13 protein-coding genes are annotated in these 12110 nt (G+C 38.2%); 11 read left to right on the forward strand and 2 right to left on the reverse strand.

The genetic code is table 11. The features are described from left to right. Positions 1 to 35 precede the first annotated feature (35 nt). Entirely contained in the window at positions 36 to 1919 is a 1884-nt protein-coding gene (locus IQ228_RS10965; RefSeq protein ID WP_370566871.1) for a GumC family protein, read from the reverse strand. Positions 1920 to 2052: 133 nt separating this feature from the next. Between IQ228_RS10965 and IQ228_RS27410 the strand changes: the two genes are divergently transcribed. From IQ228_RS27410 to IQ228_RS11000, 7 genes are all read left to right on the forward strand, one after another. Next, positions 2053 to 3156: a glycosyltransferase gene (locus IQ228_RS27410; protein WP_370566872.1), complete on the forward strand. Its 1104-nt coding sequence runs from the start codon at positions 2053 to 2055 to the stop codon at positions 3154 to 3156. After that, positions 3153 to 4277 carry a glycosyltransferase gene (locus IQ228_RS10975; RefSeq protein ID WP_193962854.1) on the forward strand — a complete coding sequence of 375 codons (1125 nt, stop codon included), beginning with the start codon at positions 3153 to 3155 and terminating at the stop codon, positions 4275 to 4277. Before IQ228_RS27410 ends, IQ228_RS10975 begins: the two co-directional genes overlap by 4 nt. Next, on the forward strand, positions 4274 to 4951 hold the full coding sequence (locus tag IQ228_RS10980) for a bifunctional 2-polyprenyl-6-hydroxyphenol methylase/3-demethylubiquinol 3-O-methyltransferase UbiG (RefSeq protein ID WP_027404761.1): 678 nt from the start codon (positions 4274 to 4276) through the stop codon (positions 4949 to 4951). The genes IQ228_RS10975 and IQ228_RS10980 overlap by 4 nt, the downstream gene beginning before the upstream one ends. Before the next feature lie 11 nt (positions 4952 to 4962). Continuing rightward, complete coding sequence (locus tag IQ228_RS10985) at positions 4963 to 5871, forward strand: FkbM family methyltransferase (protein WP_193962855.1); 909 nt, start codon at positions 4963 to 4965, stop codon at positions 5869 to 5871. A 26-nt stretch (positions 5872 to 5897) separates the two neighbouring features. Continuing rightward, a complete protein-coding gene (locus tag IQ228_RS10990; protein ID WP_035083362.1) occupies positions 5898 to 7256 on the forward strand; it encodes a hypothetical protein in 1359 nt (452 codons plus the stop codon). Between the two features lie 5 nt (positions 7257 to 7261). Next, a complete protein-coding gene (locus IQ228_RS10995) occupies positions 7262 to 8386 on the forward strand; it encodes a glycosyltransferase family 4 protein (RefSeq protein WP_193962856.1) in 1125 nt (374 codons plus the stop codon). A 74-nt stretch (positions 8387 to 8460) separates the two neighbouring features. Then, positions 8461 to 9081 (forward strand): hypothetical protein, encoded by a 621-nt coding sequence (locus tag IQ228_RS11000; protein ID WP_193962857.1) that lies wholly within the window; start codon positions 8461 to 8463, stop codon positions 9079 to 9081. Positions 9082 to 9148: 67 nt separating this feature from the next. Here the strand turns inward: IQ228_RS11000 and IQ228_RS11005 are convergent, their stop codons facing one another. Next, positions 9149 to 9787: a DapH/DapD/GlmU-related protein gene (locus IQ228_RS11005; protein WP_027404757.1), complete on the reverse strand. Its 639-nt coding sequence runs from the start codon at positions 9785 to 9787 to the stop codon at positions 9149 to 9151. Positions 9788 to 9888: 101 nt separating this feature from the next. Between IQ228_RS11005 and IQ228_RS26575 the strand changes: the two genes are divergently transcribed. The 4 genes from IQ228_RS26575 to IQ228_RS11020 all read left to right on the forward strand — a co-directional run bounded on the left by IQ228_RS26575 (position 9889) and on the right by IQ228_RS11020 (position 11731). Beyond that, on the forward strand, positions 9889 to 10059 hold the full coding sequence (locus IQ228_RS26575; RefSeq protein ID WP_228043800.1) for a glycosyltransferase family 4 protein: 171 nt from the start codon (positions 9889 to 9891) through the stop codon (positions 10057 to 10059). After that, entirely contained in the window at positions 10041 to 10193 is a 153-nt protein-coding gene (locus tag IQ228_RS26580; RefSeq protein WP_228043801.1) for a hypothetical protein, read from the forward strand. The genes IQ228_RS26575 and IQ228_RS26580 overlap by 19 nt, the downstream gene beginning before the upstream one ends. Before the next feature lie 181 nt (positions 10194 to 10374). Next, entirely contained in the window at positions 10375 to 10548 is a 174-nt protein-coding gene (locus tag IQ228_RS11015; RefSeq protein WP_193962858.1) for a hypothetical protein, read from the forward strand. 13 nt (positions 10549 to 10561) lie between these two features. After that, positions 10562 to 11731, forward strand: coding sequence for a glycosyltransferase family 4 protein (locus IQ228_RS11020; protein WP_027404755.1), 1170 nt, complete (start codon positions 10562 to 10564; stop codon positions 11729 to 11731). Positions 11732 to 12110 lie beyond the last annotated feature (379 nt).

A 12110-nucleotide genomic window follows, 5' to 3' on the forward strand; every position in this document is an offset into this window, starting at 1 on the left:
CCCCTGCCCCCTACTCCCTGCTCCCTGCTCCCTGCCTAACCAACCTCACTTCCAGCATAGTCATAATATTGCTGTCTAGCACTAATGCCATTCATAACTACACCTAAAACATTTTGATTAGCCTGATCTAACACATTTTTAGCAATAGAAACACTATCAGTATCAGCTACTCCTGGTCTGACAACAAACAAAATTCCAGTCGCCAATTTACCTAAAATGGTAGCATCAGCAGAAACAGTCAAAGGCGGTGTATCAATCACCACAAAATCATATTCCTGGGCAAGCTGGTCTATCAACTTAGGCATTTGACTAGAACCGATTATTTTCGAGGGGTTCTTAGTTTCTTTACCCGCAGTTATCAGATGTAAGTCAGGTGTAATTTCTATTAAGGCACTATCTAAATTTGACTGGCCTTTAATAACATTACTTAAACCAATCTCATTAGCAACTTTCCAAATTTTATTTTGATTAGGTTTCCGCAAATCTGCATCTATTAGTAATACCTTATGTCCTAATTGTGACATGGCAAAAGCTAAATTGGCGGAAATTGTGGACTTACCCTCTTTCGGTACGGAACTTGATACGACAACAACTTTGATTCGTTGTTGAGAATTAAAAAATCTCAAATTGGTTTCCAACATCCGAAAAGCCTCACTCATAGGAGAGTCAGATTGGTTGCTGACAATGATATCGGGAATTTCGCTACCATTACTAAATGACGGAATATAGGCTAGGAGGGTATAATTTAACAATTCTTGAGCAGATTTAGTTGTCTTGATGGTGTTATCCATTTTTTCCAGCATAAAAGCTGTAGCCGCACCCAGTAAAACCCCACCAATCAATCCTTGGAGTAAATTAGTATACTGACGGCTCTTAATTGGTACGACGGGAATTATCGCCGGCGTAATTACCCTAGCATTACTAACCTGCATATTTTCGGCTACTTGCAGTTCCTGATATTTAGCCAGGAGATTTTGATAGCTAGACTCAGTAGCACTTATTTCTCTTTCTATCTGGCGTTGTTGTAATTCAAGTTGTGGCAACACATTAGCCCTTTGTCTATAATATTGAATTGCTTCGGCTAGAGCCTTCAACTGCACTTCTAAGCTCAGAAGTTCTGTTTCAGCATCAGCATAATCTGCAAGAATACGTTGTTGCAAACTAGATCCACCTAATGGAACTATGTCCTCGGCATTTTTTATTTGATTTAAACGCCCCACGTTACCAACAAAACTGCTTTTGATCCGTCCCTGGAGTTCTTGTTTAAGAACAACTTCCTGTTCCTGGAGATTAATTACCGTGGGGTGGGTATCATTTAAGGTCAACCTTAATATTGCCAATTTTTGTTGTGTCTGTTGTAACTGTTGCAATACTTGGGTAACATTCGGTGACTCACCCACAAAACCAGCAATTACAGCTTCCTGTGAATTTATCCCAAACAACCGCCTAATTGATGCCATTTTTGCAGTTTGCACGGATAATGCTGATTTCGTTACTACTACCTGTTTATCTAAATCTGCGAGAATACTAGCACTTGATGCCGCTTCTGCCCTCAAGTCTAACACTCTATTCTCTTGTTTAAAATTTAACATTCTCCTTTCCGCCAGGTTTAGTACAAGCTTTCCTTTTGGTAGTTGTTCAGCGATGAATTGCCTCGCAGATTTGGTTTGCAAGCGGTTAGCGTTAATATCATTCTCTATATAAACTTTCATTAATGAGTTAACAATCTGAGTGGCCTGTCGAGGATTTGTAGTTGCATAACTTATTTCTAAAATATCAGTATTCTCTATATTCTTGATCTGTATGTCTTTTATAAGAGTTAGCGGGTTTAAGTTGAGTTTGAGACTACTAATTGTTTTTTCAGCTATAGGCAGGGAACGTAATACAGCTATCTCTGTTCCCAGTGGTCTACCAGTCACTGAACTTTCCAGTTGCCCTAATTGGCTACCTACTCCTGTCAGTGAAGAGGTGGAATTCTTTTTGAGGACTAACTGACCAGATGCTTGATAAATAGGTGTTTCTATTCAAACTCTAGCCAGAACTCAAGCTGCTGTGGGTGCAGAAGTTCATGTAATTTGTGTCAATGGATTTGATGAACAAGGACATTTAGCGACTAAAACCAGAACTGGTTATGAAATGGATAGAAATGTTCACATTACCCGGCTTGGTCGGCTTTTATCAGTAGCTAGATTTGATATTTGTTCAGGAATGTGCCAAGAAATTAATAAATTTGTTAACAAACCAAATACTATTTTTCATCTCCATACACCTAATCCAACTATGCTCATGGCTTTAACCATGTTGAATAGGAAAATACCTTTAGTAATTACCCACCATAGTGATGTCATTAAACAAAAAATCCTAAAATATGCCTTGCGTCCCTTTGAACATATCATTTATAGTCAAAGTTCACAAATATTAACTACCAGTTTTCAGTATATTCAAGGCTCAAAATTTCTGCGATTTTATTCTCATAAATTAAATGTGATCCCACTAGGTTTAGATATTGAAATCTATAGAGAACCGAATCAAGAGGCACTGGCTTATAGTCGCAACCTCCGCGAAAAATATGGAGATACAATCTGGCTGGCTGTGGGTAGACTGGTCTATTACAAAGCCTTGCATATAGCTATTCAGGCTCTCCCAAGAGTACAGGGAAAGCTTGTTGTTATTGGAGTTGGATCTTTAGAATCAAAGTTAAGAGCATTAGCTCGAAAATTAGGAGTGGAAAACCGTATTGTTTGGTTAGGTCATGTCAGTGAAGATCAACTTGTAGGAGCTTATCATGCTGCTACCGCTCTTTGGTTTCCTTCTAATGTCCGCAGCGAGGGATTTGGCTTAGTTCAGGTAGAAGCAATGGCTAGTGGTTGTCCGGTGATTAATGCCAATATTCCTTGTAGTGGAGTCCCTTGGGTTAGTCGTCATGAACAGGAAGGTTTAACAGTACCCATTAATAACTCGAAAGCTTTAGCTGAAGCGGCCAATCGTCTCCTACGTCAGCCAGGATTACGTAATAGACTCGTTAAAGCTAGTCAAGACCGGGCTGAATATTTTAATCATATATCTATGGGTGAACGTAGTTTGAATATATATGACAAAATTTTGAGTTCAGAATTGAATTACACTACATTACAATCACCCGTGAATTTACTATGAAAATCCTCCATATTTACTCAGGAAATCTCTTTGGAGGGATTGAAACTCTATTGGTGACTCTAGCTAAAGAGCAAAGTTTATGTCAGGAAATGCAGCCTCAGTTTGCTTTGTGTTTTGAAGGTAGGTTAGCTGACGAACTGCGAAATTTAGACTCCAAAGTACATCAACTGGGTAACGTCAAAATTAGTCATCCTTTGACCGTTTGGAAAGCGAGAAATCAACTCCAGCAAATTCTCAAACAAGAACAATTTGATGTGGTGATTTGTCATGCTTGCTGGGTACAAGGAATTTTTGGCTCAGTTGTCAAGGCTAATCACATACCCCTGATTTTTTGGTGTCATGATACAGTAAATGGCAACCAAGTTTTAGAACAGTTAGCAAAGTTAGTTGTTCCAGATTTAGTGATTGCTAATAGTCGTTACACCCAAGGGACTGTAACAAAACTTTATCGAACTCACTGTGAAACTGTTTATCTGCCTGTAGCTCCAGCAAATATTGTTAATCATGCTTCAATTCGCCAATCTGTCAGAACTCAACTCAATACCCCTGATGATACCGTAGTTATTATCCAAGTATCTCGTTTGGAACGCTGGAAAGGTCAAAGTCTGTTAATCTCGGCTTTAGGACAATTGCGGGAAGTACCAGGGTGGGTATGTTGGATAGCTGGGGGAGTGCAACGTCCCCATGAAGCAGAATATCTTCAAGAATTGGAAACTCAAGTAAAAAAACTGGGTATTAGTGAACAGGTTCGCTTTTTGGGACAACGTGCTGATGTACCATACTTGTTAGCATCTGCGGATATTCATTGTCAGTCCAATAGTGGTTCTGAACCTTTCGGGATTGCTTTTATAGAAGCCCTTTATGCAGGTTTACCAGTGGTGACAACAGCTATGGGAGGAGCAATGGAAATTGTTGATGATTCCTGTGGGCGCTTGGTTGCTCCTAATGATATTAATGCCTTAAGCGATGTTTTAGGTGGATTGATTGCCAATCCTAGTGAAAGAGCAACTTTAGCATCTGGTGGTAAGTCCAGGGCTGAGTATCTGTGTAATCCCCAAAGGCAATTAAATCAGCTTTACAGGTTACTTTCTCAAGTTGTCAAACAGGAGGTTGCAGCATGAGTGTGTCTGATGTCGGCAATGTTGAAAATAGGGCTAAACAAAGCCTTGGTGCTAGTGGCGACCATATCTATCAAATGGTAGCGAGAATAATAGCACAAAGACATTCTCAAGGTGGTGTATTGGTAGATGTGGGTTGTGGTCAGGGCAAACTCTATTCATTGGTAAATAATGGCTTTAACCGTTATCTTGGTGTAGATGCTGTTCGCTATGATGATTTACCGACACAGATAGAATTTATTCCTTTTGATTTAGATATTGGCAAAGTACCTTTACCAGAACAAGTGGCTGATGTAGTCTGTGCAGTGGAGGTTATTGAACACTTAGAAAATCCACGAGCTTTGATGCGAGAATTGGTTAGGTTAACTAAACCAGGTGGATTGGTAATTGTGACTACACCTAATAATTTAAGCCTGTTGAGCAAGTTAACGTTAATTCTCAAAAATCAGTTTAACGCCTTTCAAGAAGCACCTGGTCTTTATCCCGCCCATATAACTGCATTATTGGAAATTGACTTAATTAGAATATTTACAGAGTGCGGTTTGACTAATATTAACATAGATTATAGTTATTGTGGACGGATACCTTTTACACCTTGGCACTGGCCGAAAAGTTTAGGTTTTCGGGGTCGGGCATTTAGTGACAATATTCTTTGTGTGGGTCAGAAACTCAAATAAGGGACTATCTTATGATTTTAGACAAAATTTTCAAACCAGAATACTTCTATCAACCAAAAATTGCTTTACAAAGGATACTCCCTTTTAGGCCAACATCAGCCGCTGAATTTGTGGATAAGAGACTTCCTTGGGGTATGCAAATTAGAGTGCGTCCACAGGAAGAACATGGAAAAATTTTGACCACACTAGGAATAGTTGATTTAGCTGTTACAGAAACACTCTGGCGGTTAACTAAACCAGGTGAATTAGTAATAGATGTTGGTGCAAATATTGGCTATATGACATCAGTTTTAGCTGCTCGTGTTAGTTCTATTTCTGGCGGTTGTGTTTGGGCATTTGAAGCTCATCCAGAAATATTTTCAGAATTAAAACATAATGTTAATCAATGGCAAGAGCAGTTAAAAAGAAATGTCCAGTTTTGTATTAAAAATGTTGCTATTTCTGAACAGGAAGGAAAAGTACAACTTCAGATTCCTGATTCTTTTACGACTAATCGAGGTTTAGCTTCTGTTGTTACTACTGATGAAGTTACAGATAAATCTATAATTTTAGAATCATGCTCTTTGGATAGTTTGTTTCCAGAAACAGAACAAATAGGAGTCATGAAACTTGATGTCGAAGGTCATGAACTACAGGTACTAAAAGGAGCAAAAAAATTACTACAACAACAAAGAATACGAGACTGTGTTTTTGAAGAGCATAATGAATATCCTACACCTATTACTACATTGTTTGAATCAATGGGATATAGGGTTTTTAGGATTCACCGTAATTTTGCAAAACCTGTTATCTTACCTCCTAACTCTGAACTTGCACGGACTAATTGGCAGCCTACAAGTTTTCTAGCTACGAAAAATCCTGAGCGAGTAATTAGTTATTTTCAGAAACCTGGATGGCAAGTATTAATAAAAAATAAATAACAAATTAAATTATTTAGGTAAATTGAGTGATTAGCCAAACAGAACATAACTTATCAAATTCTTCTATCTGGAAGAAACTCAACTGGACATGGGCGCACAGCTTCATCCTCCTACAGTTTACTCTTCAACTATTACTATTGATTCCCCAAGTCGGTCTTCTTCGTGTACCCATACGGGGCGCTTCCTTTGCACTGAGTCTATTTTTATTAGTAAGGTTGAAGCCAGAAGGAAACAAACATCCTGCCACTAACCCAGCATTGATAGTCATGGCCATCTTGGTGTTAGAGTTGAGTTTACATCCCCAAATTAATTCTATAACGGCTGGGCTGGCTCAATGTGCTATGTATCTTGCTATTCTCAGTCCTTTATTTTGGGTGAGAGGTTTAAAAATTACACAGGTTGGGTTCAATAGTTTAATGTTTTTGATGTGGGGAATTCACACTCTTAGTTCATGTTTTGGTGTGTTGCAAGTCTATTTTCCTGGCAAATTTCAGCCATCTCTTTCCACAGTTATTCAGAATAGTATCTATGGTGGAGATAACTTGTTAATTACTTTAACTAATGGCATACAAGTGTATAGGCCAATGGGGTTGACTGACTCACCTGGAGGGGCAGCAAATGCTGGTTTTTATGCTTTACTGTTTGGTGTTGTTATTGCCATCAAATACAAAAATCCAATTTTACGACTTACTGGTATAGCTAGTGGTGGTATTGGATTGTTTTGCATTTATTTATCCCAAGTGCGCTCTATTTTGGCCTTATCTGCCATATCTATGGTTTTCTTAGCGTTAGTCTTAATCAGGACAGCCCAAATTGCCCGTTTGACAATGATGGTTTCCAGTGTGACAGCTTTGTTTATAGCAACGTTTTCCTGGGCAGTAGCAATTGGAGGTCAGTCTACCCTCAACCGGATAACTAGCTTATTTGCTGGTTCTGCTCACCAAGTATACCAGGAAAATAGGGGACATTTTTTGCAGGATACTATTAACAACTTACTACCTAAATATCCTTTGGGGGCTGGTTTAGGGCGTTGGGGAATGATGAATAACTATTTTGGTGATAACACCTATCTGGAGTCCCAACCTATTTGGGTAGAAATCCAGTGGACAGGGTGGCTATTAGATGGAGGTGTACCACTGATACTTGCTTATGTTGCTGCTCTTTATTTGGCTGGCATTACTGCTTGGAAAATTGCTATTAATCGTAAATTAGGTGACTTTGCGCTGTGGGGTGGATTGGTTTTTGCTTACAATCTTGGTGCTATAGCCATTACCTTTAATTATCCCATATTTAATAGTCAAGGGGGTATGGAATTATGGTTATTGAATGGCGCACTATTTGTAGTTGCTAACAATACTAAAAATGACAATCTTTCAACAACCTAGTAGTTATGAAATTTTATTTACTCGTAGTAGCGGATTTTGTCAAAACTGGTGGCATGGATAGAGCTAATTTTGCTTTGGCGAACTATTTGGCAAAACAAGGAGAAAAAGTATATCTAGTAGGCTATCGAGTAGCAGATGAATTATTGGCTTACCCTCATGTTCAATTTCATCCTGTGCCAAAATTAGCTAATTCTGATTTATTGAGTAGCCCCTTACTGAATTGGATAGGACGTTTACAAGCACAGCGTCTGATGCGGGAGAATGCTAGAGTTATAGTCAATGGAGGTAATTGTCAATGGGGAGATGTTAACTGGGTACATTATGTTCATGCAGCTTATGAATCTGACTCTCAAGTGAATTTATTGCGTCAATTAAAGGGGAAGATTTCCCATCGGATGTTCTTAGATGATGAAAAAAAGGCATTAACATCTGCACGGGTAATTATTGTGAATTCAAACCGCACTAAACGAGATTTAATGGAGAAGTTGGCGATTCCTGAACAAAAACTGCACGTAGTTTATTATGGTATAGATACCCAAATCTTTTATCCAGCGATACCAACGGAACGGGCTATACTGCGTCAACAGTTAGGATGGTCGCCAGATAAGAACATTGTAGTATTTATTGGTGCTTTAGGCGATCGCCGGAAAGGATTTGATACTCTATTTACAGCTTGGCAAGAGTTATGTAAATCTTCTAATTGGGATGCTGATTTGATGGTAGTGGGAGTTGGTGCGGAACTACCGTTATGGAAAAGTCGTGCTGCTGATGCTGGCATTTCTAACATTCATTTTCTCGGCTTTCGTCACGATGTCCCGAATTTGCTACGGGCTGCTGATTGTTTAGTTGCTCCGACTCGTTATGAGGCTTATGGTTTAGGAGTACATGAAGCTTTGTGTTGTGGTTTACCAGCAATAGTTAGTGCTGATGCTGGTGTTGCGGAACGCTATTCTCCACAGTTGCAAGATTTGTTACTTCCTAATCCTGATAATGTGATAGATTTAGTAGCAAGACTGCAAAAATGGCGATCGCATCAAGAGGATTACCAAAAGTTAGTATTGTCTCTTAGTCAGGAATTAAGAAATTACACTTGGGATGATATGGCAAAAAACATCTTGGCAGCGATGTAATACTGTAAGATTTCTGAACAATGTTAGTATTTAATAGGGAGATATAGCTTACCGAGTTTATAGGATACTAAATTATGTCTTATAGTGAATTTACGACACTCAGTAAAGTGCAAACTGCTTTTAACTTAGTTATTGAGGAGGATCGCAATTTATTTTCAAATACTGAAAGCGTAATGCCGACCGATTATTTACAACAAACTATTCAAGAATATTTACCTCTAGCAACTGCGATCAATACAGAAAAGGCTCGTTCTGAATTTTTAATAGCGCCCATTCTAGCAGAATTACGTCGTCAAGCCAATTATCGAATTAGTTTGTTTTCTGGCATTGAGTTTAATGTTGATCAAGAAAAAGGTTTGTCGGGCTATTGTGACTATATTATTAGTTGCTCGAAAGAGCAGTATTTTATTCGTGTTCCAGTGTTAACAATTGTGGAAGCTAAAAATGAAAATATTAAAGGAGGTTTAGGTCAGTGTATAGCAGAAATGGTGGCGGCTCAAATATTTAATCAGCAAGAAGGACAAGTTCTACCTGAAATTTATGGCGTTGTTTCTACGGGAACAGTCTGGAAGTTTATAATTTTAAAAGAGAATATTGTTTCAATTGATTCTCAAGAGTATTATATTAATCAAGTTAATTTGATTTTAGCGATTATGCTCTTGCCAATAACATCATTTCTCTACTCAAATATTTAGAAACGCACGAGAAAAAACTTAATTGGCTCCAACAAATTTATTCTCGTAGATACAGTCCTTGTAAACTTTATTCTTGCCTATCAATTATAATTGAATTGTCGTATCGCTTTTTAATTGTGGCGGGGTTTCCCGCAATTAACAGACGACAGCTTTCGGCAGCGAAACTTTTGTTGACCACACTTCCTGCACCAATTACCGCTCTATCGGGAATACTACAACCAATCAATGTTGATCTTGCTCCGATATAAGCTTCTTTGCCAATAGAAACATCCATTGGCACAAGAGCAGGAATATCCTGAGGATAGGTTAAACTATGACTCCAAACCTGTGTATTTCGCCCTGCAATGGTCGTGTGGCTACCAATCGTTACAGTCCCAGCAACATCTATAAAATGGTGACTCATAACCAGAACTCCTTCCCCTAAAGTCAGGTCATTTTTCCATTTTTCATCTGAGCTATTGTTGCCGAAAAATTCATTGAAATTGGCGATATAGGAATTACTTCCGACTTGAAAATGCTTCAGTCCACGAATAATATTGAAATGTCTAATCCGTATATTATCACCCATAAAAACTTGATCACAATCAATATAGCTAAAACCAATCTTCACCTGTTTACCGATTTCCCAGCCCATTACTTGTCTGTAAATAAAAAGCTTTAATAGATGCGGCAGCATAACCGCCAGAAACAACAATATCTTACGCATTATTCCGAATCCCTCAAATATTTAGAATCGTACCGGATCTATCTCCAAATCTTTTATCCAGCGATCCCCACAGAATAGGCTATACTTCGTCAATAGTTAGGTTGCCTTATAAAAGAATTGTAACATTTATTGGTGCTTTAGGCGATCAACTGAAAGGATTTGATACACTGTTTACAGCATGGCAACAGTTATGTAAATCCTCCGATTGGAATGCTAATTTAGTAGTAATTGGTGTTGGTGCAGAACTACCGTTATGGAAAAACCGTACATAAATTTTCTCGGTTTTCGTGCTGATGTGCCGAATTTGTTACGGGCTGCTGATTGCTTGGTCGCTCCGACTCGTTATGAGGCTTATGATTTGGGGGTGCATGAAGTGTTGTGGTTTACCAGCAATAGTCAGTGCTGATGCTGGAGTGGACGAACGATAAGTAGTGAGACAGAATTAATTACACAATGTCATTGCGTTAGCACAGCGTGGCGTTAGCCATAGGGAACAAAGTGAAATGAAGCAATTCCAAGGGTTGTGATTGCTTCCCTTCGCTCGCAATGACTGTAAATATTTTTGTCCAATTACTTATCCATCCGAGTTGCAAGATTTGTTACTTCCTAATTCTGATGATGCTGATGATTTGGCAGCAAAACTGCAAAAATGGCGGAAGGATAAACAATATTACAATGAGTTAGTATTTTCTATTAGTGAAGAATTACGGGATTATACTTGGGATCATATAGCAAAAAGTATCTTAGATAAGATGGAGTAACATTTTTTAAAAGATGAAATCCTTACGAATTATTTTAGTAATAAATTCACCACCGTTACCTTATGGTAATGCGGATGCTAGATGGTATTATGTGTTATTGAAAGAACTGGTTAGCAGAAGTCATTATGTGACTGCTTTTGTAACTTGTCGGGAATTGCAAGATATATCTAAAGTTCAAAATCTTTTTCCTCCCCCGGAGTATGACTTACGTTGCTATCTTATTCCTCAGCAAAAAAAGGGATTAATAGATAAAATAAAAACTATTCAGCAACCTTATTCATATATATTTAGTCAACAATTACGTCAAGATTTAGCTACTGAACTTGCTAAACCTTACGATATTTTACATCTTGAACAGCTTTGGAGTGGTTGGCTAGGACTTGAATATAAGGAACGGTCTCTAATCAATATCCACTACCTATATTCCTTAGATGGAACTTTTGAGAATAACAAATCTCTAGAAATACTCTTTAGGAAATTCTTCACCCATCGAGCGGAACAGAAATTATTGAAGGCTTTCCCAAAAATAATTACCTTATCAGAACGTCTTAGCAAACATATTCAAACAATTAATCCCCAAGCTCAGATTTATACAGTTCCATTGGGAATAGATTTTTCACTTTATCCATTTGCGGAACAAAAGCAAGTTAATCCTCAACCAATAGTCGGGCTAATTGGTAGCTTTAATTGGACACCATCCTATTCTGCGGCTGTGAGACTCCTGACTAAACTATGGCCAGAAATAAAATGTCGTGTTCCTAATGCTAAATTGCAAATTGTGGGACGTTCTGCTCAAGATGCACTAGCAGAATTTACGGATATAGAAGATTTGGAAATCTATCAAGATGTACCAGATACTTTACCCTATTTTGCTAATATGGATGTTATGCTATATACACCTATTTCTGGAAGTGGCATGAAAGTGAAAGTGATGGAGGCTTTTGCTTTAGGTACACCTGTAGTAACAAATACTGATGGTGTGGAAGGTATGCCGGCGGTAGATGGAATTCACGCTGGGATTTGTGAGGATGATCAAGGTTTGATTGACCGAACTGTGAAATTATTAAATAATCCAAATATACGACAAGAAAGGAGGGTAAAAGCTAGGGAACTATTGGAAATTTATTGTAGTCCACAGGTAACTGTAGATCAGATTGAACGAATTTATCAAAAATCGCGGTAAGTAATTGGACAAAAATATTTAGGAACGCAAATTTAATAACCTGCAATTCTGATTTAATGTGGAATGGTGCGTTACGCTGTCGCTAACACACCCTACTTTTGCACTTTATTTAATTCACATTCCTTACAGTCATTGCGAGCGAAGGGAAGCAATCACAACCCTTGGAATTGCTTCATTTCACTTCGTCCCATATGACTAACGCTACGTTGCGCTAACGCAATAACATTGTGTAATCAATTCTGTCTCACTACTTAATATCTTTTCTACAGGGTAATGTTGCTCATTGAAGCAATAATCTCCGTCATTCTATAGGGTAGGGAGTGTCCAGAGATAATAATTGATTAGATTTTTAATTAATTGATGTGATGTAAATTAGTAG

Source organism: Dolichospermum sp. LEGE 00246 (genome assembly GCF_015207865.1).
In the GTDB taxonomy this organism is placed as follows: domain Bacteria; phylum Cyanobacteriota; class Cyanobacteriia; order Cyanobacteriales; family Nostocaceae; genus Dolichospermum; species Dolichospermum heterosporum.

Bases quoted from the DNA above. Each gene is read 5' to 3' on its own strand.
- IQ228_RS10975 (WP_193962854.1), top strand. From the start codon at position 3,153: ATGAAAATCCTCCATATTTACTCAGGAAATCTCTTTGGAGGGATTGAA.
- IQ228_RS10980 (WP_027404761.1), top strand. From the start codon at position 4,274: ATGAGTGTGTCTGATGTCGGCAATGTTGAAAATAGGGCTAAACAAAGC.
- IQ228_RS10985 (WP_193962855.1), top strand. From the start codon at position 4,963: ATGATTTTAGACAAAATTTTCAAACCAGAATACTTCTATCAACCAAAA.
- IQ228_RS10995 (WP_193962856.1), top strand. From the start codon at position 7,262: ATGAAATTTTATTTACTCGTAGTAGCGGATTTTGTCAAAACTGGTGGC.
- IQ228_RS11000 (WP_193962857.1), top strand. From the start codon at position 8,461: ATGTCTTATAGTGAATTTACGACACTCAGTAAAGTGCAAACTGCTTTT.
- IQ228_RS11005 (WP_027404757.1), bottom strand. From the start codon at position 9,787: ATGCGTAAGATATTGTTGTTTCTGGCGGTTATGCTGCCGCATCTATTA.
- IQ228_RS26580 (WP_228043801.1), top strand. From the start codon at position 10,041: ATGGAAAAACCGTACATAAATTTTCTCGGTTTTCGTGCTGATGTGCCG.
- IQ228_RS11020 (WP_027404755.1), top strand. From the start codon at position 10,562: ATGAAATCCTTACGAATTATTTTAGTAATAAATTCACCACCGTTACCT.